General features: G+C 68.3%; 23 protein-coding genes, 1 tRNA gene, 1 other RNA gene and 1 pseudogene. 14 read left to right on the top strand and 12 right to left on the bottom strand.

The genetic code is table 11. From position 1 onward, the window contains the following. Positions 1–7: 7 nt before the first annotated feature. From rimO to ACSJJU_RS12415, 4 genes are all read left to right on the top strand, one after another. A complete protein-coding gene (gene rimO / locus ACSJJU_RS12430) occupies positions 8–1,351 on the top strand; it encodes a 30S ribosomal protein S12 methylthiotransferase RimO (RefSeq protein ID WP_435915844.1) in 1,344 nt (447 codons plus the stop codon). Between the two features lie 61 nt (positions 1,352–1,412). Further along, entirely contained in the window at positions 1,413–2,798 is a 1,386-nt protein-coding gene (locus ACSJJU_RS12425) for a leucyl aminopeptidase family protein (RefSeq protein ID WP_435915843.1), read from the top strand. A gap of 146 nt (positions 2,799–2,944) precedes the next feature. Then, positions 2,945–3,352: a MarR family winged helix-turn-helix transcriptional regulator gene (locus ACSJJU_RS12420; protein ID WP_435915842.1), complete on the top strand. Its 408-nt coding sequence runs from the start codon at positions 2,945–2,947 to the stop codon at positions 3,350–3,352. Further along, positions 3,294–4,256, top strand: a complete 963-nt coding sequence (locus ACSJJU_RS12415; protein WP_435915841.1) for an NlpC/P60 family protein — start codon at positions 3,294–3,296, stop codon at positions 4,254–4,256. The genes ACSJJU_RS12420 and ACSJJU_RS12415 overlap by 59 nt, the downstream gene beginning before the upstream one ends. 319 nt (positions 4,257–4,575) lie before the next feature. On the opposite strand, the gene ACSJJU_RS12410 is transcribed toward ACSJJU_RS12415, so the two are convergent. Continuing rightward, a complete protein-coding gene (locus tag ACSJJU_RS12410; protein WP_435915840.1) occupies positions 4,576–5,169 on the bottom strand; it encodes a c-type cytochrome in 594 nt (197 codons plus the stop codon). Positions 5,170–5,402: 233 nt separating this feature from the next. On the opposite strand from ACSJJU_RS12410, the gene ACSJJU_RS12405 reads away from it, so the two are divergent. Next, a complete protein-coding gene (locus tag ACSJJU_RS12405) occupies positions 5,403–6,335 on the top strand; it encodes a prephenate dehydratase (RefSeq protein ID WP_435915839.1) in 933 nt (310 codons plus the stop codon). Positions 6,336–6,678: 343 nt separating this feature from the next. Here the strand turns inward: ACSJJU_RS12405 and nudC are convergent, their stop codons facing one another. Then, positions 6,679–7,623, bottom strand: a complete 945-nt coding sequence (gene nudC / locus ACSJJU_RS12400) for an NAD(+) diphosphatase (RefSeq protein ID WP_435915838.1) — start codon at positions 7,621–7,623, stop codon at positions 6,679–6,681. Positions 7,624–7,722: 99 nt separating this feature from the next. Between nudC and ffs the strand changes: the two genes are divergently transcribed. The 4 genes and pseudogenes from ffs to ACSJJU_RS12380 all read left to right on the top strand — a co-directional run bounded on the left by ffs (position 7,723) and on the right by ACSJJU_RS12380 (position 10,959). Beyond that, positions 7,723–7,818: signal recognition particle sRNA small type (gene ffs / locus ACSJJU_RS12395), an RNA gene on the top strand. Between the two features lie 11 nt (positions 7,819–7,829). Beyond that, a pseudogene (locus tag ACSJJU_RS12390) lies at positions 7,830–9,626 on the top strand (DNA polymerase III subunit gamma/tau); the annotation flags it as partial. Further along, a complete protein-coding gene (locus tag ACSJJU_RS12385) occupies positions 9,623–9,943 on the top strand; it encodes a YbaB/EbfC family nucleoid-associated protein (protein WP_435915837.1) in 321 nt (106 codons plus the stop codon). The pseudogene ACSJJU_RS12390 and the gene ACSJJU_RS12385, both read left to right, overlap by 4 nt. Positions 9,944–10,137: 194 nt before the next feature. Then, entirely contained in the window at positions 10,138–10,959 is an 822-nt protein-coding gene (locus ACSJJU_RS12380; RefSeq protein WP_435915836.1) for a universal stress protein, read from the top strand. 7 nt (positions 10,960–10,966) lie between these two features. Here ACSJJU_RS12380 and ACSJJU_RS12375 read toward each other — a convergent pair whose 3' ends face one another. The 7 genes from ACSJJU_RS12375 to ACSJJU_RS12345 all read right to left on the bottom strand — a co-directional run bounded on the left by ACSJJU_RS12375 (position 10,967) and on the right by ACSJJU_RS12345 (position 17,133). Further along, positions 10,967–12,235 (bottom strand): MFS transporter, encoded by a 1,269-nt coding sequence (locus ACSJJU_RS12375; RefSeq protein ID WP_435915835.1) that lies wholly within the window; start codon positions 12,233–12,235, stop codon positions 10,967–10,969. A gap of 108 nt (positions 12,236–12,343) precedes the next feature. Beyond that, positions 12,344–12,420, bottom strand: a tRNA-Arg gene (locus tag ACSJJU_RS12370). Positions 12,421–12,569: 149 nt separating this feature from the next. Beyond that, positions 12,570–14,414: a twin-arginine translocation signal domain-containing protein gene (locus ACSJJU_RS12365; RefSeq protein ID WP_435915833.1), complete on the bottom strand. Its 1,845-nt coding sequence runs from the start codon at positions 14,412–14,414 to the stop codon at positions 12,570–12,572. Positions 14,415–14,546: 132 nt separating this feature from the next. Beyond that, positions 14,547–15,011: a DUF1178 family protein gene (locus ACSJJU_RS12360; protein WP_435915831.1), complete on the bottom strand. Its 465-nt coding sequence runs from the start codon at positions 15,009–15,011 to the stop codon at positions 14,547–14,549. Then, positions 15,008–15,880, bottom strand: coding sequence for a carbon-nitrogen hydrolase family protein (locus tag ACSJJU_RS12355; protein ID WP_435915829.1), 873 nt, complete (start codon positions 15,878–15,880; stop codon positions 15,008–15,010). Before ACSJJU_RS12355 ends, ACSJJU_RS12360 begins: the two co-directional genes overlap by 4 nt. A gap of 9 nt (positions 15,881–15,889) precedes the next feature. Then, on the bottom strand, positions 15,890–16,147 hold the full coding sequence (gene grxC, locus ACSJJU_RS12350) for a glutaredoxin 3 (protein ID WP_435915827.1): 258 nt from the start codon (positions 16,145–16,147) through the stop codon (positions 15,890–15,892). A 179-nt stretch (positions 16,148–16,326) separates the two neighbouring features. Continuing rightward, the gene (locus ACSJJU_RS12345) at positions 16,327–17,133 is read right to left on the bottom strand and encodes a double zinc ribbon domain-containing protein (protein WP_435915826.1); all 807 of its coding nucleotides are present in this window, start codon (positions 17,131–17,133) and stop codon (positions 16,327–16,329) included. 57 nt (positions 17,134–17,190) lie between these two features. Between ACSJJU_RS12345 and ACSJJU_RS12340 the strand changes: the two genes are divergently transcribed. Together ACSJJU_RS12340 and ACSJJU_RS12335 are read left to right on the top strand one after the other, a co-directional pair. Then, positions 17,191–18,102, top strand: a complete 912-nt coding sequence (locus tag ACSJJU_RS12340; protein ID WP_435915824.1) for a methyltransferase domain-containing protein — start codon at positions 17,191–17,193, stop codon at positions 18,100–18,102. 141 nt (positions 18,103–18,243) lie between these two features. Continuing rightward, the gene (locus ACSJJU_RS12335; protein ID WP_435915822.1) at positions 18,244–18,897 is read left to right on the top strand and encodes an NYN domain-containing protein; all 654 of its coding nucleotides are present in this window, start codon (positions 18,244–18,246) and stop codon (positions 18,895–18,897) included. Positions 18,898–18,931: 34 nt separating this feature from the next. Here ACSJJU_RS12335 and ACSJJU_RS12330 read toward each other — a convergent pair whose 3' ends face one another. After that, positions 18,932–19,402: a (deoxy)nucleoside triphosphate pyrophosphohydrolase gene (locus ACSJJU_RS12330; protein ID WP_435915821.1), complete on the bottom strand. Its 471-nt coding sequence runs from the start codon at positions 19,400–19,402 to the stop codon at positions 18,932–18,934. Between the two features lie 198 nt (positions 19,403–19,600). On the opposite strand from ACSJJU_RS12330, the gene ACSJJU_RS12325 reads away from it, so the two are divergent. The 3 genes from ACSJJU_RS12325 (at position 19,601) to ACSJJU_RS12315 (ending at position 21,438) form a co-directional block, all read left to right on the top strand. Then, a complete protein-coding gene (locus tag ACSJJU_RS12325) occupies positions 19,601–19,774 on the top strand; it encodes a Flp family type IVb pilin (RefSeq protein ID WP_435915820.1) in 174 nt (57 codons plus the stop codon). Positions 19,775–20,039: 265 nt separating this feature from the next. Beyond that, positions 20,040–20,228, top strand: coding sequence for a Flp family type IVb pilin (locus tag ACSJJU_RS12320; RefSeq protein WP_435915819.1), 189 nt, complete (start codon positions 20,040–20,042; stop codon positions 20,226–20,228). Positions 20,229–20,316: 88 nt separating this feature from the next. Beyond that, positions 20,317–21,438, top strand: a complete 1,122-nt coding sequence (locus tag ACSJJU_RS12315; protein WP_435915818.1) for a phosphatase PAP2 family protein — start codon at positions 20,317–20,319, stop codon at positions 21,436–21,438. A gap of 13 nt (positions 21,439–21,451) precedes the next feature. Here the strand turns inward: ACSJJU_RS12315 and ACSJJU_RS12310 are convergent, their stop codons facing one another. Both ACSJJU_RS12310 and ACSJJU_RS12305 read right to left on the bottom strand, forming a co-directional pair. Continuing rightward, positions 21,452–22,957 carry a M48 family metalloprotease gene (locus ACSJJU_RS12310; protein WP_435915817.1) on the bottom strand — a complete coding sequence of 502 codons (1,506 nt, stop codon included), beginning with the start codon at positions 22,955–22,957 and terminating at the stop codon, positions 21,452–21,454. 215 nt (positions 22,958–23,172) lie between these two features. Further along, positions 23,173–24,123: an acetyl-CoA carboxylase carboxyltransferase subunit alpha gene (locus tag ACSJJU_RS12305; RefSeq protein ID WP_435915816.1), complete on the bottom strand. Its 951-nt coding sequence runs from the start codon at positions 24,121–24,123 to the stop codon at positions 23,173–23,175. Positions 24,124–24,143: the final 20 nt, after the last annotated feature.

The following is a 24,143-nucleotide window of genomic DNA, read 5'->3' as shown; positions in this document are numbered from 1 at the left end:
TTTTTGCATGTCCGCACCCAAGTCCCTGCCGACGCCGCCGAAGGTCGGTCTCGTCTCTCTAGGCTGTCCGAAGGCGCTGGTCGACTCCGAACGGATCCTGACCAAGCTGCGCTCCGACGGCTACCAGATCAGCCCCGATTACGACGGGGCGGACGTGGTGCTGGTGAACACCTGCGGCTTCCTCGACAGCGCCAAGGCGGAATCGTTGGAGGCCATCGGCGAGGCGATCAGCGAGAACGGCAAGGTCATCGTCACCGGCTGCCTCGGCAAGGAGGCGGAGATGATCCGCGAGCGCTTCCCGGACGTGCTCGCCATCACCGGCCCGCAGCAGTACGAGGAGGTGGTGAGCGCGGTGCACGAGGTGGTCTCGCCCTCCCTCGGCAAGTATGTGGATCTGGTGCCCGAGCAGGGCATCAAGCTGACCCCGCGCCACTACAGCTATCTGAAGATTTCCGAAGGCTGCAACCACCGCTGCACCTTCTGCATCATTCCCTCCATTCGCGGCGATCTGGTGTCGCGTCCGGTCAACGCCGTGCTGCGCGAGGCGGAGAAGCTGGTGGCGGCGGGCTCGAAGGAGCTGCTGGTCATCAGCCAGGACACCTCCGCCTACGGCCTTGACCTGCGCCACGCGACCAGCCCCTGGAAGGGCCGGGAGGTGCGCGCGCACATGACCGACCTCGCCCGCGAACTGGGCGAGCTGGGCGCGTGGGTGCGTCTGCACTACGTCTACCCCTACCCGCACGTGGACGAGGTGATCCCGCTGATGGCGGAGGGCAAGATCCTGCCCTACCTCGACATTCCCTTCCAGCATGCCTCGCCCTCGGTGCTGAAGGCCATGCGCCGCCCGGCCAACACCGACAAGGTGCTCGACCGCATCAAGCGCTGGCGGGACATCTGCCCGGACATCACCCTGCGCTCCACCTTCATCGTCGGCTTCCCCGGCGAGACGGAGGACGACATCGACTACCTGCTCGACTGGCTCTCCGAGGCCCAGCTCGACCGTGTCGGCTGCTTCAAGTACGAGGCGGTGGCGGGCGCGGCCGCCAACGACCTGCCGGGCGCGGTCCCCGAGGAGGTGAAGCAGGAGCGCTGGGAGCGGTTCATGGCGCACCAGCAGCGGATCTCCTCCGCCAAGCTGGAAGCCAGGATCGGCACCACCATCGAGATGATCATCGACGAGGCGGATGACGAGGGCGGCGCCTCCGGCCGCTCGAAGGCCGACGCGCCCGAGATCGACGGTCAGGTGCATCTGCGCGACGCCCACGGCTACAAGGTGGGCGATGTCCTGAAGGTCCTTGTAGAAGACGCGGACGAATACGATCTCTATGGCGTACCCGTAACAGCCGCCTGACGGGTCCGCCCCCGGATCACCCCCCGGACCGGTCCTCGCGGCAATCGAGAGGAGTTCGCTCATGTTTCAGGATTTGGTCGTCAGCGGCAGCCAACAGGAAGCGATCCCTCTCCGGGTGGTGGATGAAGCCACGTTCCCCGCCTGGCGCGACGGGCTGGACGCACCGGCGCGCGGCTGGATCGAGGCCAGCGGCTTCCGGCCCAAGGCGGGCGAGGTGTTGCTGCTGCCGGGCAGTGATGGCAGCCCCGCGGGCGCGGTGGTGGCGGTGAAGCAGGCCGGCCAGCTTGGCCCGTGGTGCCTCGCGGCCGCCGCGGCCCGCCTGCCCGCCGGGCGCTATGCGCTGGAAGCGCCGGTCGAGACCCTCGGCCAGTCCCTCATCGGCTGGATGCTCGCCCACTACCGGTTCGACCGCTACAAGTCCGAGCGCAGCGGCTTCGAGCCGCGCGTGCTCGTGGTGCCGGACGGCGCGCCGGTTGCGGAGAGCCTGCGTCTGGCCGAGGCCATCGCGCTGGTGCGCGATCTGGTCAACACCCCCGCCAGCGACATGGGCCCGGCGGCGGTGGCGCAGGCGGTGCGCACGGCTGTCGAGCCGTTCGGGGCCAGCGTGCGCGAGATCGTGGGCGATGACCTGCTGGCGGAGAACTTCCCCGCCGTCCATGCGGTCGGCCGGGCCTCAAACCAGCCGCCGCGCCTCCTCGACGTGACGTGGGGGGACGAGACGCACCCGAAGCTCACCCTCGTCGGCAAGGGCGTCACGTTCGACACCGGCGGGCTCGACATCAAGCCCTCCTCCGCCATGCTGCTGATGAAGAAGGACATGGGCGGCGCGGCCCATGCCCTGGCGCTCGCCCGGCTGGTGATGGAGGCGGGCCTGCCCGTGCGGCTGCGGCTCATCATCCCGACGGTGGAGAACGCCATCTCCGGCAACGCCTTCCGCCCCGGCGACATCCTGCGCACCCGCAAGGGCCTGTCGGTCGAGGTGGGCAACACGGACGCGGAGGGCCGCCTCATCCTGTGCGACGCGCTGGCGCTCGCCGGGGAGGACCAGCCCGACCTGCTGCTGGACTTCGCCACGCTCACCGGCGCGGCGCGCGTGGCGCTGGGCCCCGAGCTGCCCGCCCTGTTCACGCCCGATGACGCGCTGGCGGCGGACCTGGCCCGCTGCGCCGCGCAGGTCTCGGACCCGCTGTGGCGTCTCCCGCTGTGGGAGCCCTACCGCGAGATGATCGCCTCGCCCGTTGCCGACATCAACAACGCGGGCGAAGGCGGCTTTGCGGGGGCCATCACGGCCGCCCTGTTTCTCCAGCGTTTTGTTCCCTCTCAAACCTCCTGGGCGCACTTCGACCTTTACGCCTGGACCGGCTCCAACCGGCCGGGGCGGCCAAAAGGCGGCGAAGCAATGATCCTCCGGGCCGTCTGGGCGTTGTTAGCGTCACGATACGCCTGACGTTTTACGGCCTGTGTCGTTTTTTCGAGGTTTTCTGCGGATTTTTTCTTCGATGCAGGGAGCCGATTAATGCCGCCAGCGTTTTGTTGAGGGACTTTAACGGAATGCCTGCCCCACCCCCGTGGGCAGCTTGAAGGGAGATGCTCATGGCCCCTGGCTTTGAAAGCGACGACGCAATGATGGCGCCGCTTCGGGAATGGATGCATACCTTGATCAGTTTCGTGCAGTCCGACCAGCCCGATCTGACCAACCGGCAGATGGCCATTCTGCTGATCGTCTACCTGATGGACGGTCCGCACACGGTTCGGGGCCTTGCAGCCCGACTCAAGGTTTCCAAGCCCGTTGTCACCCGCGCGCTCAACACCCTTGGGGCGATCGGCTATGTCCGCCGCCAGAAGGATGAATCCGACCTGCGCAATATATTTGTTGAAAGAACCGAGGCGGGTCATGCATTCCTTCGCGAATATGCGGAACGGATCACAGCCTCGCGCGCCCATGCCAACCAGCCGCGAGAGACCCAGGCCGGACAAGGCCTGCGACCCTCTCTCGAATAGGCAGGCGCACCTCGATCGCCCCACCGACGCCTTCGACCCCCGGGTCGAGGCCTGGCGGCCCGATCTGGCGGACATCCGGCTCTACGGCCGGATGGCGGCGCACAGCTACGTGGAGCCCACACCGGCCCGGTGCTGTGTGCCGGCGGCGGCGGTGCGCCGCGCGCCCGACCGGCAGGCGGAGCAAGTGTCCCAGTTGCTGCTGGGCGAGACGTTCCACGTGCTGGAGATCGGGGAAGTCTGGGCCTGGGGCTACTGCGGGCACGACCGCTACGTCGGCTACATCGAGACCGACAGCCTTGCCGGCACCCCCGCGCGGGACGCGCCCACCCACCCCGCGCGGGACGCGCCTACCCACTGGGTCAGCGCGCCGCAGGGGCTGGTGTTCTCCGGCCCCAGCATCAAGACCGCGCTGCACCTGACCGCGCCCCTGGGCGCGCGGCTCAGCCTTGCGGACCACGACGACACCTTCCTCGCCCTTGCGGACGGCAGCGGCTTCATCCACCGCCGCCACGTGCGGCCGCTGGGCGACTGGGCGGCGGACCCGGCACAGGTGGCCGAAAGCCTGGTCGGCACGCCCTACCTGTGGGGCGGGCGCACCCGGGCGGGCATCGACTGCTCGGGGCTGGTGCAGATCGCGCTGATGGCCTGCGGCCACGACTGCCCGCGCGACAGCGACCAGCAGCAGGCGCTGGGCGAGCCGGTGCCGGAGAGCGCGTGGGGCGCGCTGCGGCGCGGCGACATCGTGTTCTTCCCCGGCCATGTGGGCCTGATGGCGGACGAGACCCGCCTCATCCACGCCAACGCCTACTGGATGGCGACGGTGATCGAGCCGCTGGCGGATGTGGTCGCCCGCCTCAAGCCGACAACGGACACGCCGATTCTGTGCGTGCGCCGGCTCGGCTGATGTCGCGACCGGCCCCGGACAGGACGCGGCCAACCCCCGGCATGGCCCGTAATCGCCCGTAGAAGCCCCCTACAGCGCGATTCCGGGGACGGCTGCTACCTGACTAGCCAAGACAGGTAAAAACCTCTCAGAGGTCGTTTAAACCCCCGTATCGTCGATTTCGTGTTTCAGGAAATCGGCGCGCGGCTGATTCGCCGCAAGATTGAGGGCCAGCCACGGACTTTCCGGACACCAAAAAAGGAAAAGGGCGACCCGGACACCCGGGCCGCCCCTTTCCTGTCTCTGTCTGCCCGGCGTGCGCCGCGCGGAGACTCCTGGCTTACTGGCCGCTGGAGTCGCCGTTCGGAGCGGCAGCAGCAGCGCCGTCCTCGGCGTTCTCGCCCGCGGCGTCCGCAGCCGCGCCTTCGGCCGGAGCCTCGGCGGTTTCCTGCTTCGCCGGCGGTTCGGGAAGCGGCAGCGGCTTGGCGCTGTTCTGGTTGAGGAAGGCCAGCAGGTTGGCGCGCTCCTCGGCCTTGCCCAGACCGGCGAACGACATCTTGTTCCCCGGAATGGCGGCACGCGGGTTGCTCAGCCAGGCATCCATGGCTTCCCAGGTCCAGGGCTCGCCCTTCTTCGCCGCCAGCGCATCGGAGTAGCCGAAGCCGGCCGCGTGCGCATGGGACGAACCCAGAATGCCGTAGAGATTCGGGCCGGTCTTGTTCGGGCCGCCCGGCTCGATGGTATGGCAGGTGGCGCACTTCTTGAAGACAGTCGCGCCCTTCTCGGCCGATGCGGTCTGAAGCAGCTCGGCAATCGACGGACCCTGCTCGGCGGCGGCCCCGCCCTCGGCGGATGCAGCCTCGACGCCCTGAATCGCGTAGGCCCGCTCCTCGGGCACATGCGGCTTGTAAACCTCACCGGTTACGATGATCACAACCAGGATGCTGATGGCAGCCAGCAAGCCCCCAGCTGCATACTTATTCCACTCAAAACCGTCCACGCTTGTCCTCCAGCGGACCCCCAAATTTCGGGGCGCACCATAGTTGCGCCTTTTATCCGAAGCAAGGCGCAATCCGTCGCAACCCTCCCTGTCCCGCTTGAAGCTTGAAAAAGCATGGCAAACCCGCCCTTGACGGTGGTTTGCGCGGCCTACATAACCCACGGTCTATGCAGATCTACCCCGAACCCGCGCGCGAGATGGTCTCGCGCATGACCGCCGCGGCCGCCGAACGGCCCGCGCAGGCCGTCGCCTTTCAGGGCGCGCCGGGCGCCTATTCCCACCTCGCCACAAAGCAGGTGTTCCCCGAGGGGCTGGCCCTGCCCTGCTTCACCTTCGACGAGGCGTTCGAGGCGGTGGAGTCCGGCAAGGCAAACCACGCGGTCATTCCCATCGAGAACAGCTACGCGGGCCGGGTTGCCGAGATTCACTTCCTGCTGCCCGCCTCCAACCTGCACATCGTGGGCGAACACTTCCTGCGGGTGCGCCACAGCCTGCTCGCGGTCAAAGGCGCAAAGCTGGAAGATATCCGCCGCGCCTACAGCCACACCCAGGCGCTGAGCCAGACCCGCAAATGGTGCGCGGCGCGCAGCATCAGCCAGGTGCCCTTCGCCGATACCGCAGGCGCAGCCGCCCTCGTCGCCGAACGGCGCGAGCCGGACATGGCCGCCATCGCCTCCAGCTTCGCCGCGCAGATCTATGACCTCGACACCCTGGTCGAGGGCATCGAGGACGTGGCCCACAACACCACCCGCTTCGTGGTGCTGGCCCGCGAACCGCTGAAGCCGAATCCCGCCAACGGCGCGGTGATGACCACCATCTTCTTCGAAGTCCGCAACATCCCGGCCGCGCTCTACAAGGCGCTGGGCGGCTTCGCCACCAACGGCATCAACATCACCAAGCTGGAAAGCTACCAGCAGCAGGGCACCTTCACCGCCAGCGAATTCTTCGCCGACTTCGAAGGCTCGCCCGACGACCCGGCCGTGCAACGCGCCCTCGAGGAACTGGAGTTCCACTCCAAACGCCTGCGCATCTTCGGAACCTACCCGCAGGCCCTCACCCGCCAGCACCCGGACGCGCTGGACACGCCCTCAGGCGATTAAGCTGTCGCTGATTTTTTCTTGAAATTTCAGTGTCTTGATTTGCAGGAGGGGCTTACCCCTCCTGCAACCTCCCATTCGTTTTTCGGGCCGTGTCCGGCAGGACCGGAGGAGTCCTCTGAAAAAGGGGGATTGATCGGGCCGCGTCTGGCAACTGGCGAGGCGTGTTCTGGTACGGCCGGGAGGTGCGCAGAAACGCGAGACACGGGCGCGCCCCTTTCCCATCTCAACTTTTGCCCCGCCCCCAATCTCCAGTGCGTGCCTGAAACACGGCCGCAAAACGAAAGGGAGTGCAGAGGGTCCGCGACCCTCTGCAAACAAAAAAAATTCAATCCCGTAATAGCCCTCATCCCCCCAGTGCCGCCCAGGTTTCCAGCAGGTGGCGGGCGATGGCGATGGGTGGCGGGCAGTTGAAGGGCCCTTCGTCCCGGAGGGCGGCGCGCACGTCGGCGCGGGTGAACCAGCGGGCGTCTTCCAGTTCGGTTTCGTCGATTCGGATGTCGCGCCCCAGTGCTTCGGCGAAGCAGCCGACCATGAGGCTGGAGGGGAAGGGCCAGGGCTGGCTGGCGACGTAGCGCACGCGCCCGACGCGCAGGCCTGCTTCTTCCCACACCTCGCGGCGCACGGCTTCCTCGAGGCTTTCCCCCGGTTCCACGAATCCGGCGAGGGCGGAGTACATGCCCGGGGCGAAGTGCGGCTGGCGGCCGACGAGGCAGTTCTCGCCCGCCACCACCAGCATGATGACCACCGGGTCGACGCGGGGGAAGTGTTCGGCGGCGCAGGCGGCGTTCTCGCACAGGCGGCCGTAGCCGGCCTTGGCGATGGCGGTCGGGCTGCCGCAGTTGGCGCAGAAGCGGTGCCGCCCGTGCCAGGCCAGCAGCGAGCGCGCCTGGCCGAGCACGGCGGTGCGGGCGTCGCCGCCCATGGCGATGGCGGCGGGGCGCAGCTCCCACGGCTCGGCGGCGGCGCCGGGCGCGGCGGCGCCTGAGCCAAGGTTGGCGGCGAAGCGGGGTGCGCCGTTCTCGTCCAGCCCCAGGAAGGCCCAGTCGCCCCCGGGGGCGAGCAGCGGCTCGACCGCGCTGCCCGGCAGCCACAGCAGGTCCGGCGTGCCGTCGGCCACCGTGAGGAAGGGCTTCAGGTCCTCGAACAGGAGCCACGCCGCATCCGGCCGCCGCCGCATGGCCTCCACCCAGGCGGGGTCGCGGCGCAATTCGTCGGTGCGGTCGAAGCTGCTTCCGGTAAAGCCAAGGCTGGACGCGGGGATGGGGGCGAGGAACGGGTCGGCACTCATGCTTGGAAAACCTCTGGTTTCGGCCTGCACAGTGCCCCTTCCGGCGAGATTTGTGCAAGCGCCTGTTGCGCTCGACGGAAATTCGTGGATAACGGGGTCTGGGAGTCGGGGCGGGCAGGCCGCTCGCCAACCCGGTCAGGTCCGGAAGGAAGCAGCCGTAACGATTCCGGTCTGGGTCGTTCCCGGCTCCCACCCAAAACCAGACTGGCCAGGGAATGACTGACACCACCGCGCCCGAGGCATACCGCGTTCTCGCGCGGAAATACCGCCCCTCCACATTCGAGGCTCTCATCGGCCAGGATGCCATGGTGCGGACGCTGGCCAATGCCATCGAGACCGGCCGTCTTGCCCATGCCTTCCTGCTCACCGGCGTGCGCGGCGTCGGCAAGACCTCGACCGCCCGCCTCATCGCCAAGGCGCTGAACTGCGTCGGGCCGGACGGCACCGGCGGCCCCACCATTTCGCCCTGCGGCCAATGCGAGCCCTGCCGCGCGATCAGCGAATCCCGCCACATCGACGTGGTGGAGATGGACGCGGCTTCCCGCACCGGCATCGACGACGTGCGCGAGATCATCGACGCGGTGCGCTACGCCGCCGTCTCGGCGCGCTACAAGGTCTACATCATCGACGAAGTTCACATGCTGTCGAAGGCAGCGTTCAACGCGCTGCTCAAGACGCTGGAAGAGCCGCCGGCGCATGTGAAGTTCATCTTCGCCACCACCGAGATTCGCAAGGTCCCGGTCACGGTGCTGTCGCGCTGCCAGCGCTTCGACCTCAAGCGCATCCCGACCGATGTGCTTGCCGCCCACTTCCAGTCCATCGTGGAGAAGGAGGGCGCGACGGCCGAGCCGGAGGCGCTGACCATCATCGCCCGCGCTGCCGAGGGCTCGGTGCGCGACGGTCTTTCCATTCTCGACCAGGCCATCGCCCACGGCGGCGGCACGGTGACGACGGCGGCGGTGCGGGACATGATCGGCCTTGCCGACCGCGCCCTCATTGCCGACCTGATGCAGCACATTCTGGAGGGCCAGCCCAAGCCGGCCCTCGCCAACCTGCGCCGCCAGTACGAGGCGGGAGCGGACCCGGCGACGATCGTGCAGGACCTGCTGGAGATGGTCCACGCGCTCACCCGCCTGAAGCTGGCGCCGGAGGAGCACACCGACGGGCTGGCCGAGGCGGAGCGCCAGCGGGCGCTGGGCTGGGTGGAGACGCTCGGCTTCGGCGCGCTGCACCGGCTGTGGCAGTTGCTGCTCAAGGGCCTGCAGGAAGTGCAGAACGCGCCCTCGCCCATTCAGGCGGCGGAAATGGCCGTGCTGCGCGTCATCCACGCCGCCGGTATGCCGGACCCGCTCGACCTTCTGAAAAAGCTGGAGAACGGCGAATCGATCGCGGTGGGCAGCGGCGCGCGCGCGCCGGCCGCCGGGGCATCGGCGCCGGCCGCCCGGCTGGAGGCGGCGCCCGAATCCTGCGCCGCCAGCGCGCCTGCGAGCGCGCCGCCGAGTGCGCCACCGAGTGCGCCACCGAGCGCAGACGTGCTGCACCACCCGGCCGCCAAGATCGCGCCGCCGCCCCATGAGGCCGCCCCGGCGGACTTCGAGGGGCTGGTGCGCCTGTTCGAATCGCGCCGCGAGCTGCTTCTGGGCAAGGCGCTGCGGGATGACGTGCATCTGGTCTCCTACGCTCCCGGCAAGGTGGAGCTGCGGCTGACCGATCGCGCCCCGCGCGACCTGCTGCAACGCATGATGCAGTGCCTGGAGGCCTGGACCGGCACCCGCTGGCTGGTGAGCCTGAGCCAGGCGCCCGGCGAGATGACCCTGCGCGAGCAGGAAGTGGCCCGCGCCGAGGCCATTCGCGCCGAGGTGCTGGCGGATCCGCTGGTGCGCGCCGCGATGGAGACTTTCCCCGGCGCGGAACTGATCAACATTCTGGAGGCCGACACGGCCGACCCCGGCGCGGGTCTCGACCCCGCCGCGCCCAACAGTTTGAGGAGTGCTCAGCGATGAACATCCAGGAGATCATGAAGGCCGCGCAGAACATGCAGGCCAAGATGGCCGAAGCGCAGGCCCGGCTCGACACCATCGAGGTGGAGGGCCAGTCGGGCGCGGGTCTGGTGAAGGTGGTCTCCACCGCCAAGGGCAAGATCGTGCGCGTCTCCATCGACCCGTCGCTGATCGACCCGGCCGAGCGCGAGGTGCTGGAGGATCTGGTGGCCGCCGCCATCAACGATTCGCGCGCCAAGGCCGACGCCCGGGCGCAGGAGGAAATGAGCAAGCTGACCCAGGGCCTGCCCCTGCCGCCGGGCATGAAGCTGCCGTTCTGACGGCTTCCGGCAGATTTGCACATGGTGACGCGCCCGGGCCTCCTGACCCGGGCGTTGTCTTATGCGTCTCATGCCACCATGTCAGGCAGGAGACGGCGGCGAATCTGCCGCAGGGGCGATCCGTTGAACCCTGCGGCAGCGCCTCTTATTCTGCCGCTCGTTCTGCGCCCGTTACGAAGGAGGCCCTCGCCGTCATGCCCTCTGAAAGTTTTTCGGTCCTGGTCGCCACCGACCTCAGTCCCCGCTGCGACCGCGCGGTGGACCGGGCCGCCCAGCTCGCCGCCCACTGGGGCGCGCCGCTGCGAATCATCCATGTGCTCGACGAGAAGTCGGCCCGGAACGCTGCGCGTCAGCCCGACGCCTCGGAAGTGCGGGAGACCCTCGCCGATCCGCTGATGGATGCGGAGATCCTGCTCCCGACCGGCCCGGTTCCCGCCACCATCGCCGCCACCGCCCAGGTGAGCGGCAGCGGGCTCATCGTCACCGGCGTTGCCCGCTTCAACGCACTGGGCGATTTCGTGCTGGGCACGGCGGTGGATCACATCGTCCGCCACGCGCATGTGCCGGTGCTGGTGGTCAAGCAGCGCCCGCGCGGCGTCTATCGCAACCTGCTGTTCGCGACGGACCTCTCCGAGGCCTCCCGCACGGCGCTGGTCCGCGCCGCCCGGATGTTCCCGGAAGCGGCCATCCAGCTGGTCCATGCCTATCAGGTGCCCTACGGCCCGTGGCTCGACACCGAGGACGCCCGGGGGCAGGTGTGCGAGCAGGCCGTGCTGCGGCTGGAGGCGATGCTCGCCCACCCCGACCTGACCGACGACATCCGCCAGCGGATCCGGAGCGTGCTGGACTATGGCGAGGTGGCGCAGGTGGTGAGCAAGACGCTTGCCGAAACCGCCGCGGACCTGCTGGTGCTGACGACGGACGGGTCCGGCGGGATTCTTCAGGCCGCGATCGGCAGCACCGCCCTCACCCTTGCCGCCCGGGTGCCGCAGGACACGCTCATCATGCGCGAGTGAGCCGCGTTCAGGGGCGCGGGCTGTCCCCGGCGTCCGGTTTCGGCGGGAGGATATCGAAGGTGGCGCCGCGCATCCGCCGCGACAGGGCATAGGCGCCCATCAGGGCCATCAGCAGCGCGCCCAGCAGGTAGGGCACCGGCTGCCCCAGCTGGTAGAGGCTGACGCCAATGGCCGGGCCGAAAATGAAACAGGCACCGTTGATCGCCGCGACGGCCCCGGCGATGCGCCCCTGCTCCTCCAGCGGCACGGCCAGCGACGCGGCGGCGGTGAAGCCGGGCCGGGTGAAGCCGAACCCGAGGCAGGCGAGCGCAAATCCCGTCACCAGCGTCGCGAAGCTGTTCGAGGCGGCGAGGATCAGGCATCCGGCGGTCGCCAGCGCCGCGCCCCGGCGCATCAGCGCGGGCGGGCGCATCCGCAACATGCGGATCAGCCCCCACTGGGCCAGCAGCATGGCCGCCGCGCCCGCCATCATGGCAACGCCGATGTACTGCTGCGCCTCCGCCGGAGGCTGGCCGGACAGGTCGATGACGAAAAAGCCGAGGGACTGGGCCACCGCCGCCTGCACGCTGCCGGTGACAAACCCGTAGATCATGTAGGGCCGCACCCGGGCGTCGAGAATGGCGCTGCGCGGCCGGGGCAGGGCCGCCTCGGCCGGCCGCGCCGGCTCCAGCGGCGGGTCCGCCGGCAGCAGGCGATGGACGATGACCAGGGTCACGCCCGCCGCCGCCACGAAGACGAAGATCGGGCCCGCCAGCCCCACGAACGGCAGGATGAAGAACGGCGCCGCCGCCGGGCCGATGATGGTGCCAAGGCCGAAGGCGGAGCTGAGCGTCGCCAGCGCGCCGGTGCGCTCCTCCCGCGAGGTGTTGGCGGCGATGTAGGCCTGCGCGGCCGGCGTCGAGGCCGAGCCCATGAGGCCGAACAACCCCCGGGTGAGGACGAAGCCGATGATGGTGGCCAGCGGCGTCAGCCAGCTCTGGAGGCCCGCCAGCACCACGAGCCCGAAGGCCGTTCCCGACACCATGAACCCGAGCATCCCGAGCAGCACCAGGTTCTTGCGGCCGTAGCGGTCCGACTGGCGCGCCCAGAACGGCGAGGAGACGGACCACAGCACGGCGGACAGCGAGAAGACCATGGCGATGAGCACGTCGCCGATGCCGATCTCCCGCCCGATTGCCGGCAGCACGGAGGCAAGCGCGTTGTTGCCCGCCGACACGACGGCCAGCGCCAGAAACAGAAGGAATGCCGCCTGGCGGTGATCCGGGTTCCTGGGCATGCATCCTCCTCTTGTCCTGTCCCCATACGGCCTTCGGGAGACATGCTGGACCTGGGACAAAGGATGGCAAGGGGGGAAGGCGGAAAGCTGTCGTGCCTGTGGCGGCAGTGGTGACCCCGGCAGGACTCGAACCTGCGACCTGCGGTTTAGGAAACCGTCGCTCTATCCGGCTGAGCTACGGGGCCATGCGGCAATGCCTTTGCAGTGGCCGGGGATTTTGCACGAAATGGCACCATGCGCAAGGAGGATGGCGCGAAAGGAGCATGGCGCGCAGGGAGCTTGGCGCGCTGGGAGCATGGCGCGCCCGCCCGGTCGCCCCGCGCGCCTTTCCCTGTCAGTAGCGGAACCCCTGCTTGGCGAAGAAGGTCGCGCCCACCGGAAAGACCACCGGCTTGCCGGTGCGGGTGTCGATGGTGGTGGCCATCAGCGCGGCCAGCCGCTCGGCGGGGTCGAAGCGCACGGGCAGACCCTTGGCGCGCGCGGGCTTCAGCAGGTTGAGGAGGCCATGGACGATGTGCCAGTCCCGGTGCAGCGAGCCGCTGAAGTTGATCCTGGGGTTGGTGCGGCTCAGCTCCGACAGCCCGGCGGCCTTGCGCTGCGCCGTCACCCACTGGTGGTAGGTGTCCAGGCTGTTGTAGGGCAGCGCCGTTCCGGTCTTGGGCGCGACGATCGCGTTGATGCCCGGCACGATGCCGATATAGGAGGTGACGTAGTCCCCCCACAGCAGGATGCGGTTGAACAGGTTCTGGAACTTCCACAGCATCAGCGCCTGCGGGATGGGGCGCCCCGCCAGATACATCCACAACAGCACCTCGTGGCCGTAGTCGTTCATGAACGGCGAGTAGCCCCAGTATTTGGTCTCGGTGGAGACCACCTGGGCGTTGCCCCAGAAGCGCTGGATCAGGTCCTGGTAGGAGTTGCTGTCGTAGCTGGACTGCACATAGGTGAAGGTCTGGTCGATGGCCTTGGTGAAGTAGGACCGCGGCAGGAACGGCTGGGGCACGCCGCTGGCGGGCGTCAGCACCTCCGCCCAGAACAGCTGGCGCAGGCCCCACCACAGGCCGCGCTCCTCCTCGATCACCACGCCCTGATAGCCCGGCATGCGGAACCGCGCCGTGCCGTAGCCGATGGCGGCCGTCGCGTTCATCTGCGCCATCAGCAGGTAGTAGGGATCATCGGTCAGCAGATAGGGCAGGAAATGGTGATTGTGCGGGTGGGCGATGTCCCACGAGGCCGTGCCCTCACCGTACTTGTAGTTGTTCGTTCCCGCCTGGGGAATGTAGCGGGCAGGCACGGCCGCCTGGGCGTTGCGGTGCCAGCAGACCTTGCCCATCTGCCCCGAATCGCTGGGGTCGAGCACCTTGCCCGAGTCCACATGGAAGAAGAAATAGCCGGGGTACTGGCCGATCAGCTCCTGAATCAGCTGGAGGGACGCCTCGCTGCGCTGGGCATAGGCCATGTTCCCCGCCAGCACTTCCTCGATCACGCGGGCGTGCTTCTCGTGGATGAGCCCGATGGTCTCCCGCTCGCCGCCGGAGGAGGCGCCGCGCATGAAGTCGCCGACCATGGTGCCGCCCACCTGCCCGGTGACGGAGGTGAAGGGCACGCCGGGGCCGAGGGCCGCCAGATAGGCCTGGGTCTGGTTGCGGGCCTGGGACAGGCCGCTGGAGGAATGGCGCAGGAGGACGTTGCGGTTGACGAGATCGGGAATCCGCTCGAACTGCCACTTGCGCGGCCGGGACTGCCAGCGCCACAGGGTGGAGCGCACCGCGCGCACCGTCACGTTCGGCCCCTGCCCCCACAGGTTCACCGGCTTGCCGTCCACCGCGATGGTGGTGGCCAGGGGCACGACCACGCTGTTGCTCTGGGTGCTGAACGCCAGATAGAACCACACGTCCACCCGGCCGTCCGCATCGCGCCCGAAGCTGATCCAGATCTTCTCCGGCCCAATCGGCCGGGTCAGCTCCCAGCGGGTCTGGCCGTTGAACGGCGCGGGCCAGGGCTTGCCCTCGGCGGCGCGGGCGGTCAGGGTCTGGCCCGCCTCGGTCCTCAGGGTCACGACGATGTCCGGGGCCGCCGCCTGGGCCAGAACCCAGGCCGGCATCAGGCCGACCGCTCCCGCCGCGGCCGTCGCTCCGAGGAACTTGCGACGCGAGAACTCCGTCAGGTCGTCCGTCATCTTCACGCTCCCGGCTCTGTGATCCGCGCTCTGTGATCAGCGCTCTGTGATCAGGGCCGGGCATCCCTCGGGATCGCCCGGCAGCGCATTGGGACTGAACGCCCACGACAAGGCCGGCGGAAGGACGATCCCTCAGGTGTTCAGGCGTCGGCGCCTGCTCGGGAACGGCAAGGGCATGATGTCGATGCCCTCGTCCTTCAGTTCCTTGGCCTCCGCGAGATTAACTTCTCCGTAGATCGGCCGTTCCTCGGTTTCGCCAAAATGGATCCGCCGAGCCTCCTCGGCGAACACATCGCCCACGTAATCGAAGGTGTCCTCGATCTTGCGCTGCATCTCGGCCAGGCGGGCGAGCATTTCCTTGACCTCCGCCGGGGAGTGGGCGCCGGGCGCGCCCGCCGGACGGCTGCCGGACGCCTCCGGCTTCTGGTTGGACCTGGTCGCCACGGCCGGCGCCATGACCGCCTTCTCGATGGAACCGTCGCCGCACAGGGGGCACTCCAGCAGGCCCCGTTTCTTCTGCTGATCAAAGTCCGACGATGAACCGAACCACGCCTCGAACACGTGGCCGTTGCCGCACTTGAGATCGTAGACGATCATGTGTTGCCCACCTCGACCAAATCAAACGCGCGATCGTGCTCCAAAGCCGGAATGCGCGACCGCGCCGCCTCCACGTGCGCCAGATCGATCTCGGCAAGGATGCCGCCGGCCTCCTCGCCGCCGTCCGCCAGAATTTCACCCCACGGCGCCACCACCAGCGAATGGCCGAAGGTGGTGCGGCCGTCCTTGTGCAGGCCGGTCTGGGCCGGGGCCAGAATGAAGCATCCGGTCTCGATGGCGCGGGCGCGCAGCAGGGTGTGCCAGTGGGCCTCGCCCGTGGTGCGGGTGAAGGCCGCCGGCACCGCAATCATCTGCGCCCCGGCCTTGGCCAGCGTTCGGAACAGATGGGGGAAGCGCACGTCGTAACAGATGGCAAGGCCCAGACGCCCCCACGGCGTCGCCGCCACCACCGCGTTGCGGCCCGGCCGATAGCTGGCGGATTCGCGGTAGCGCTCGCCCGAGGGCAGATCCACGTCGAACAGGTGGATCTTGTCGTAGCGCGCCGTCACCTGCCCGGCGGCGTCGATCAGGAACGCGCGGTTGGCGAGGCGGCCGTCGGCGTCTTCGTCGTCCGTCACCACCGCCTGCGAGCCGAGCAGCAGCCACACCCCCAGCTCCGCCGCCAGCCTGCGGGCCAACGCCAGCGTCTCGTCCGCATGCTCGGGCCGGGCATTGCCGCGCAGCCGCGCGCTGTTGCCGTCGAGGATGCCCGTCATCTCCGGCGTCAGCACGAACCGCGCGCCGCGCGCCGCCAAGTCGCGCACGCCGGCCTCCAGCGCCGCCAGGTTCTCCTCGGGGTGGATGCTGGACGTCATCTGAAGCAGGCCCAGCGTCAAGGAGGTCGCGGGCGTCGAAGTGGTGTTGGTCATGCCGCGCCCTTATCCTGCCAGCAGCGCATCAAGCTTGCCCGCGTCATCCAGCGCGTGGAGGTCGTCGCAGCCGCCCACATGCTGGCCGTTGATGAAGATCTGCGGCACGGTGGTGCGGCCGCCCGCCCGCTCGCGCATGACCGCGCGCCCCTCCGGGTCCACCGTCACGTCGATCTCCTCGAACGCCACGTTCTTGGCTCTCAGCAGATGCTTGGCCCTATGGCAATAGGGGCAGTAGTCCGCGGTGTAGATCTCGACAGTCGCCACAGGGCACTCCTTTCGGAACTAATACGCCATCATTACTGACATCGTGGCCAATATGGAGAGGGGCCCGCCGTGCCGCAAGACCGCGCGACAGGGCGGCATCGCCCCGGAAGCTGGGTCTCATCTCGCCTCAGGACTCTGGCCCAGAACTCTGGCCCGGAACTCTGGCCCGGAACTCTGGCTCAGAACTCTGCCCCCGCGCCGACCCGCGCCAGCGCCGCGACCCGCACCTCCGCCGCGCCGGCCGCCAGCAGCACCCGGCTGCACTGCCGCGCCGTCGAGCCGGTGGTCATCACGTCATCGACCAGCACCACCACCCGGCCCGCGATGCGCCGCCTGCCCGCCGCCGTCACCCGGAACGCGCCGCGCAGGTTGCGCCGCCGCTGCGCCCGGCTCAGCCCCTGCTGGGGCGGGGCGGCGCGCACCCGCACCAACGCGTCCGGCAGCCACGGACGGCTGGTCTCCCGCGCCAGGGCCCGCGCCAGCAGCGCCGCCTGGTTGTAGCCGCGCCGCCACAGCCGCCAGCGGTGCAGCGGCACCGGCACCAGCACGGCCTCCGGCTCGGCGAGGAGGCCGGAGGCCGCCCGCGCCATGTGCCGCCCGAGCACGCGGGCATGGTCCGGCCGGTCGGCATGCTTGAACGCCAGAATCGCCTCCCGCGCCGCCCCGTCGTAGAGAAACGCCGCCCGCGCCCGGGCAAACGGCGGCGGGCTGGCAAGGCACGCCGGGCATTTCCACCCCGGAAACCGGATCTCGAGACCCGCCACCGGCGCGCCGCAGACATCGCACCCCTCCCCCTCGCCCAGAAAGCGCAAGCTGCCCCAGCAGGCGGGGCAGAAGGTGCCCTCCGCCGCCACCACCTGCCCGCAGCCGAGGCAGCGCGGCGGCAGCACCAGATCCACCAGCCGTTGGGCGGCGGCACGCAGCCGCGCCAGCGCAGAAGCGGCGGCGGCAGGCGCAGCGGCGGGGGTGGCAGCGAGGCGGAGCATGGCAGCAGGCACTTTATCCCCTTGGCCCGGGCGCGTCAGCGCGCCATATGGTCGAACATGACCAAGCCCCCCACTTCCGCTCCCGCCCCGATCGAGATGTTCGACCGCCGCCAGGTCCGCCGCCAGCGCCAGCGCGCCGCGCGGCCGGGCACGTTCGTTGACTTCATCAAGAACCTGATGGTCGAGGATCTGCTGGACCGGCTCCAGCTGATCAACCGCCGCTTCACCCGCATCCTCGACCTCGGCAGTCACGACGGGCGGCTGGGGCAGGCGCTGGCCGCCCGCTTCCCCGACGCCGTGATCGTCTACGCCGACCCGGCGGAGGCCTGGCTGCGCGGCCTTGCCCGGCCGGAGGCGGTCGCCTGCGATGCGGACTTCCTGCCCTTCCGGGACGAATCGTTCGATCTCATCGTCTCGGCCGGCCTGCTGCACTGGACCAACGACTTGCCGGGGGCGCTCATCCAGATCAACCGGGCGCTGACACCCGACGGGCTGTTCCTCGCCGCCTTCCCCGGCGGCGGCACGCTCTACGAGCTGCGCCGCGCCCTCCTCGATGCCGAGGAGGAAGTGACCGGCCGCGTCGCGCCCCGCGTTGCGCCCATGATCGAGGTGCGCGACGCCGGCGCCCTCCTCCAGCGGGCGCGCTTCGCCCTGCCGGTGGCGGACAGCGACCACTTCACCGTCACCTACGCCGATCCGCTCAAGCTGCTGGCCGAGCTGCGCGCCATGGGCGAGACCAACGCGCTGGAGGGCCGCCCCCGCGCCTTCCTGCGCCGCGACGTGCTGCTGCGCGCCGCCGCGCTCTACGCCGAGCGCTTCGGGCAGGACAACGGGCGCATTCCCGCGACGGTCGAGCTGATCTCGCTGCAAGGCTGGGCCCCCGGCCCCGGCCAGCCCAAGCCCCTGCGCCCCGGCTCCGCCAAGGCCAACCTCGCCGATGCGCTGGGCGTGAAGGAAAAGAACCAGTGAAGGGTGGACAATCACCCTCGGGTTGACACGACAGTCCGCCTGAGTCAGATTGCCAGTAACCGACCTGCGGCGTGCCGCAGGCTCAAAAGGTCGTTGCGTTCCGGCGCAGCGGCCTTTTGCATTTCAAGGCATTTGCCCAATATGAAAACAATAATTTATGTCGATGGATTCAATCTCTACCATCGAGCCCTAAAGAAAACGAAGCACAAGTGGCTTGACATTCGGGCATTATGCCAAGCGGCCCTCCCGCGAAATCAAGATATACTACAGATAAATTACTATACAGCGCGCGTTTCCGGAAAGATTGATCCGGAAGCAGCAAAAGATCAAAATTCCTATTTAAAAGCCCTATCAACGACGCCCACTCTGAAAATTCATTATGGAAGCTTTCAGGTAACAGAGAAGTATATGTATCTCTGTCAACCTATAGACTTCCAGCCTTCCTGTTTAACGGAACCAGATCCCATGCCCCGCTTCGCCCGCGTGGTGAAGATCGAGGAGAAGGGCTCAGACGTGAACCTGGGGGCGCATCTGGTTAGAGATGCCTTTGCGGGCGCCTTCCAGCACGCTGCGGTCATCACCAACGACACTGACCTGCGGGAGCCAATACGCATCGTTGCGCAGGAGGCGAAGTTACCCATCACGCTCCTGTCGCCCGTCAGCAAACCTGCGGAAAGCCTGCGGAACGTTGCAACGTATGTCCGCCACATCGACCGATACTTGGCCAAAGCCCAGTTTCCGAACCCGCTCGTAGGCCCGGATGGGCAACCTATTAACAAACCGCAGGATTGGTAGGGGCAAAGCCACGGAACAGGTAGGCCCCTGCCCCCTACAGCAGGCTTGCCAGCATGCCGACAAGGGGGATGTCCGCCGGGGGCATGGGCAGGCTGTACAGCTCGCTGATTCGCACCCAGCGCACCGCCTGGTTCTCCTGCGGCTGCACCGTGCCCCGCCACTTGCGGCAGGCGTAGAGCAGCATCAGCAGGTGGAAATCCTCGTAGGGGTGGCTGGCGAAGGTGAGCGGCGCCAGGCACGAGGCGGTGGTGTCGATGCCCAGCTCCTCGTGCAGCTCGCGCACCAGCGCGGCCTCCGGCTTCTCGCCCGCATCCACCTTGCCGCCCGGAAACTCCCACAGCCCGGCCATGGACTTGCCCTCGGGCCGCTGGGCCACCAGCACCCGTCCGTCCGCGTCGATGAGCGCGGCGGCAACCACTGTCACGATCGGCTTGCCGGTATCGGACAGGCCCGGAGGCGCCGGGCATTCGTCAAAGGTCTCGCGGTCGGTCGGTGTGCTGAGCATGGAAATCGAGCCATTTCATTCGGTTGCGGCGCCCTAGGTTTCACAGACGCTGTGCGCTGTCGATATGTCTCGGCACGCCTGCGGCGATAAGGCCCGGCGATCCCCCCATAATCCTTTCCTGCGATTCACGATAACCCCTCAATCTTTCTTAACGCCCCCGTGGCAGGCTCCCCGCACTCTGAAAGGCAGGAGGCGCCGATGCCGCACATTTCCCGATTCCTGTCGCGCCTCATGCGCAACCGCCTCGGCGGAACCCTCGCGGAATACTGCCTCGTCGCGAGCCTGATCGCGGTGGCGGTCGCCGGCGTTTTCTCCTCCATCGGCGGCCATCCGTCCCGCGTGTTCAGCATCGTCTCCAGCTATCTCAAGTGAATCGCCGGTCGCGGCACCCGCGACCGCAAAAACGCCCCGAATCCCGCCTGGTCCCCCGCCCCGGATTCGCCCGCCCGTCGCCGCGCCGGATGCCGGGCGCAGGGGGCATATTCTGTTCCGATTTCCGGGGCTTTTATGATTAATGAGACCGGTAATGGTCTCCATTAACAAGTTTGAAACTCCTGCGAGGGTAAAAGGCCATCGTTGGCCTCGGGAAAGGCTTCATTGACCCGCCACAGGCGTGGCGGCCGCAAGGAGACGGATTATGTCGTTCATTCGCACCACGCTGCGTAAGCTTGCCCGCGACGAGAGGGGCGCCACCGCCATCGAGTATGGCCTGATTGCCGCGCTCATCGCTGTCGTCTGCATCGGCGCTCTGTCGGCTGTTGGCACCCAGCTCAAGTCGAAGCTGACCACGGTTTCGTCCGAGCTGGAAAACGCCAAGCCTGAATAAACAGTAAGTGATCCGAGAGGATCCAGCGAACGGCGGCCCCTTCGGCCGCCGTTTTCCTTTCCGGCAGGATGATCAGGGGCGTCCCGCTATGAAATCGCTGCGTCAGGAGTTCCGCGTCGCCACCCTTCTGCTGGGGCTGGTGCTGATCTACGCGGGGATCGCCACCGCGACCCTTCGCCCCTTCGGGCGCGAGGCGGACGTGTTCATGCCCAGCTACGGCTACCTGGTGCTGTTCACCTGGGGGCTGGCGGGCGTGATGATCTTCCTCACCTACGCCCTCCATCTGGTGCTGGTGCGCCGCCCGGCCCGCCCGCTGATGGAAATGGCGGCGGACATCCGCGCCCACATCCTCCCGCCCGACCAGCTGATAATGCGCCTCGTGCCGCTCGTCGTGCTGACGCTGCTGCTCAACAGCTTCACCGCGCTGAAATCGGCCATCCCGCTGATCAAGCCCTTCGCCTACGATACGCTCTTTGCCGACATCGATCGCCTGATCTTCGGCACGGACCCGTGGCAGCTGACCCATGCGGTGTTCGGAGGCCCCATCGCCACCTGGCTGCTCCAGTGGGCCTACACCTGCTGGTTCTTCCTCATGTGGATCAGCGTGATCTACGCCGCACTGCGGACGGACTGCCGGACGCTGCGCGCCCGCTATCTGCTCGCCTTCTGCCTCACCTGGATGCTGCTGGGCTCGGCGGCAGCCATGGCCCTGTCGTCCGCCGGGCCCTGCTTCTACGGCCTCGTGCTGCCGGGCGTGCCCGATCCCTTCGCGCCGCTGATGGAGCGGCTCCATGCCCTCGACGCCATCGTGCGGGAGCAGATCGTGCCGACCGGCCTGATGACGCTCGAGGTCCAGAAGGAGCTGTGGAGCGACTACCAGGCGGCCTCCACCACCATCGGCTCGGGCATCTCCGCCATGCCGTCGCTGCACGTGGCCAGCTCGATCCTGATGGCCTGCGCGGGCTTCTCCCTTGGCCGCAAGCTGGGGCTGGCGCTCAGCCTGTTCGCCTTCACCATCTGGATCGGCTCGGTGCACCTCGGCTGGCACTATGCCATCGACGGCATGGTCTCGCTGGTGCTGGTGCTGCCCATCTGGTGGCTGTCGGGGCGCGTTGTCAGCGCCCTGGGCGTTTCGGACCACCCCTTCCCGCGCGCGCGGGCGCTGGCGGGCCTGACCGCCGCCAGCCCCGCTGCCCGGCCTGCTGCCTGAGCGCGGCGCCGCCTCAGGACGCGTAGACGATCAGCTTCACCTTCGCGCCCGCCTTCACCTCGCTGGCGTTCTGGAAGCCGTTCAGCATGAGGAAGCGCTCCAGCTTGTGGTCGTCGTAGGCCATGCGCTCGGCCAGCTTCGCGGCCGTGTCGCCCTGCGCCACGGTAACCACCTTGATCCGCCGCTCCTTGTACTTCGCCGCCTCCGCGTCGCTCAGGCGGCGGAAGGACTGGAGCATGGTCTGGAGATTACGCTGGGTCTGGGCGATGGACTGGGCCGCCGCCTGGCTGCTGGCATAGGCGGGCGAGACCATGACGAAGTGGTAGGCCTGGGAGGGCGACCACTTGAAGGCAACGAGGCTCACGTCAAGGACGCCGCTGTTGGTGTTGAGGCGGGTCGCCATGGTGGCGGTGTCCATGCCGTTCATCTGGCCGAACTTCGCCTGCGGCGCGGCCCCGGCCTGATTCTCGGTGAGGCTGGTCCACACCTCGCGCAGGTAGGCATCCAGCCCCTGCCCGCTGGCGAGCGGGCCGCCCGAGAACATCACCTGCACCGACCCCGGCCCATTGGCCATGACCGCCCGCGAGCTGTTCTGCAGGCTGAAGCCTTCCGGCACGGTGAAGGTGAGCTTCAGCTTGGGGTGGGCAAAAGTGCGGCCGCGCACGAAGCCCTGCTCGGCGCTGTCGTCCACCACCAGGCCGTCGATGGCGGCAAGGAACGCCTCGCGGTTGCGCGATTGCTGACCCTTCGGAATGCCGGTCTGCGTCGCCAGTTGGGTCGCCCGCGCCACGCGGTCGGCGGTCACCGGGTGGGTGCGCGCCCAGTTGGGGGTGGTATCCTCGGCGGTGCGGCCGGCGATCAGCGCCTCCAGCTTGTCCTGCGCGTCGAGGGTGGAGAGCATGTCGGCGGCCGCGAACGGGTCGTAGCCCGCACGGCTGATGTAGCGGATGCCGAGCGTGTCGGCCTTGAATTCCTGATCGCGGGAGTAGGACAGGGTGTAGGCCTGCGCCGCCTGCCCCGCCAGCTGCGCCAGCTGGCCCGAGCCGGTGAGCACGGCCACCAGAACGCTGCCGAGCCCGCCCAGCATCTGGGTGTTGTAGCGCTTGGCGGTGTGCCGGTCGGTGATGTGGCCCACCTCGTGACCCAGCACCGAGGCCAGCTCCGCCTCGTCGTTCATCAGCGCCAGCAGCTGGCGGGAGATGTAGACATAGCCCCCGGGCAGGGCGAAGGCGTTGACGATGTTGGAGTCGAGCAGGGTGAAGGTGAAGGGATCGTTCGGCGTCTCCGAGTTCTGGAGCACGCGCCCGCCGACCATCGCCACATATCCGGCGGCCTTGTCGTCATTGTAGGCGCCGCCGAACTCGGCGAGCAGCTTGGGATGCTCCGACTGACCGATCGCCGCTTCCTGAGAGCGCGACATGAAGGGGGTGAAGGCGGAACTTCCCGCCGGCGTGGTTGAGCAGCTGCCCAGCAGCACCGATACCGCAACCGCTGCCAGGATTCCCTTCGACCGTGCCATCGTGACCTTTCCCATCTGAACACCGTCCTTCCCGCGCCGGGTCGCACTGCCACCGCAGCCGGACCCGGCGAGGAATATGTCCTGAATTATGCAGGAAATAGAACGAATGAGAAGGCCAAGCGCCCCGTCTGGTGTGCGGGCAGGCCCTCAGGCCAGGCTGCGCTGGCGCAAAACCGGGCGCGGCAGGCCGCGCTGCGCCCGGCCTGTCCTGCGGCTCAGAGCCCTGCGCGGCCGATGGCGAGAAACTTCTCGCGCCGGTCGGCCTTGACCTCGCTGCGGCTGAGGCCCGCCAGCTGATTCAGCTCCCGCTCCAGCACATTGCCCAGATTGCGGATGGCGGTCTTGGGATCGCGGTGCGCTCCGCCCAGCGGCTCGGGCACGATGCCGTCGATCACGCCCAGCGTCGCCAGATCCTGCGCCGTCAGCTTCATCGCCTCGGCGGCCTCGGCGGCCTTGTCGGCGGTGCGCCACAGGATGGAGGCGCAGCCCTCGGGCGAGATCACGGCGTAGATGGCGTGCTCCATCATCAGCACCCGGTTGGCCGCGGCCAGCGCGATCGCGCCGCCCGAGCCGCCCTCGCCGACGATGCAGGAGACCAGCGGCACCTCCACGTTGAGGCAGGCCTCGGTGGAGCGGGCAATGGCCTCGGCCTGGCCGCGCTCCTCCGCCTGCACGCCCGGGAACGCGCCCGGCGTATCGACGAGGGTGATGATGGGCAGGCCGAAGCGGTCCGCCATCTGCATCAGACGGATGGCCTTGCGGTAGCCCTCGGGCTTGGCCATGCCGAAGTTGTGCTTGATGCGCGAGGCGGTGTCGTTGCCCTTCTCATGGCCGATGACCATGACCGACTGGCCCCGGAACCGGCCCATGCCGCCGATGATGGCGCAATCCTCCGCAAAGGCGCGATCGCCCGCCAGCGGCGTGAAATCGTCGATCAACTCCGCCACGATGTCGCGGAAGTGCGGACGGTTGGGGTGCCGCGCCACCATCGCCTTCTGCCAGGGCGTGAGGTTGGCGTAGGTGGTCTTCAGCAGCTTGTCGACCTTGGCCTGCAGCTTGCTGATCTCAGCGCCGATGTCCACACGTCCGGCGGCACCGGCCTGAAGTTCGGCAATCTTCGCCTCCAGCTCGGCAATGGGGCGTTCAAAGTCGAGGAAAGTCACCATGTTCCGGTCAATAACTCTTG

Origin of the sequence: Pedomonas sp. V897, assembly GCF_051304405.1 — a bacterium.
Taxonomy (GTDB): Bacteria; Pseudomonadota; Alphaproteobacteria; order Sphingomonadales; family Sphingomonadaceae; genus Pedomonas.
This window is presented reverse-complemented; position numbering and strand designations above follow the sequence as displayed.

Bases quoted from the DNA above. Each gene is read 5' to 3' on its own strand.
- ACSJJU_RS12325 (WP_435915820.1), top strand. From the start codon at position 19,601: ATGCCGCACATTTCCCGATTCCTGTCGCGCCTCATGCGCAACCGCCTC.
- ACSJJU_RS12330 (WP_435915821.1), bottom strand. From the start codon at position 19,402: ATGCTCAGCACACCGACCGACCGCGAGACCTTTGACGAATGCCCGGCG.
- rimO (WP_435915844.1), top strand. From the start codon at position 8: ATGTCCGCACCCAAGTCCCTGCCGACGCCGCCGAAGGTCGGTCTCGTC.
- ACSJJU_RS12415 (WP_435915841.1), top strand. From the start codon at position 3,294: ATGCCAACCAGCCGCGAGAGACCCAGGCCGGACAAGGCCTGCGACCCT.
- ACSJJU_RS12375 (WP_435915835.1), bottom strand. From the start codon at position 12,235: ATGCCCAGGAACCCGGATCACCGCCAGGCGGCATTCCTTCTGTTTCTG.
- ACSJJU_RS12305 (WP_435915816.1), bottom strand. From the start codon at position 24,123: ATGGTGACTTTCCTCGACTTTGAACGCCCCATTGCCGAGCTGGAGGCG.
- ACSJJU_RS12340 (WP_435915824.1), top strand. From the start codon at position 17,191: ATGACCAAGCCCCCCACTTCCGCTCCCGCCCCGATCGAGATGTTCGAC.
- ACSJJU_RS12355 (WP_435915829.1), bottom strand. From the start codon at position 15,880: ATGACCAACACCACTTCGACGCCCGCGACCTCCTTGACGCTGGGCCTG.
- ACSJJU_RS12315 (WP_435915818.1), top strand. From the start codon at position 20,317: ATGAAATCGCTGCGTCAGGAGTTCCGCGTCGCCACCCTTCTGCTGGGG.
- ACSJJU_RS12320 (WP_435915819.1), top strand. From the start codon at position 20,040: ATGTCGTTCATTCGCACCACGCTGCGTAAGCTTGCCCGCGACGAGAGG.
- ACSJJU_RS12310 (WP_435915817.1), bottom strand. From the start codon at position 22,957: ATGGCACGGTCGAAGGGAATCCTGGCAGCGGTTGCGGTATCGGTGCTG.
- ACSJJU_RS12405 (WP_435915839.1), top strand. From the start codon at position 5,403: ATGCAGATCTACCCCGAACCCGCGCGCGAGATGGTCTCGCGCATGACC.
- ACSJJU_RS12380 (WP_435915836.1), top strand. From the start codon at position 10,138: ATGCCCTCTGAAAGTTTTTCGGTCCTGGTCGCCACCGACCTCAGTCCC.
- ACSJJU_RS12345 (WP_435915826.1), bottom strand. From the start codon at position 17,133: ATGCTCCGCCTCGCTGCCACCCCCGCCGCTGCGCCTGCCGCCGCCGCT.
- ACSJJU_RS12335 (WP_435915822.1), top strand. From the start codon at position 18,244: ATGAAAACAATAATTTATGTCGATGGATTCAATCTCTACCATCGAGCC.
- nudC (WP_435915838.1), bottom strand. From the start codon at position 7,623: ATGAGTGCCGACCCGTTCCTCGCCCCCATCCCCGCGTCCAGCCTTGGC.
- ACSJJU_RS12425 (WP_435915843.1), top strand. From the start codon at position 1,413: ATGTTTCAGGATTTGGTCGTCAGCGGCAGCCAACAGGAAGCGATCCCT.
- ACSJJU_RS12420 (WP_435915842.1), top strand. From the start codon at position 2,945: ATGGCCCCTGGCTTTGAAAGCGACGACGCAATGATGGCGCCGCTTCGG.
- ACSJJU_RS12385 (WP_435915837.1), top strand. From the start codon at position 9,623: ATGAACATCCAGGAGATCATGAAGGCCGCGCAGAACATGCAGGCCAAG.
- ACSJJU_RS12365 (WP_435915833.1), bottom strand. From the start codon at position 14,414: ATGACGGACGACCTGACGGAGTTCTCGCGTCGCAAGTTCCTCGGAGCG.
- ACSJJU_RS12360 (WP_435915831.1), bottom strand. From the start codon at position 15,011: ATGATCGTCTACGATCTCAAGTGCGGCAACGGCCACGTGTTCGAGGCG.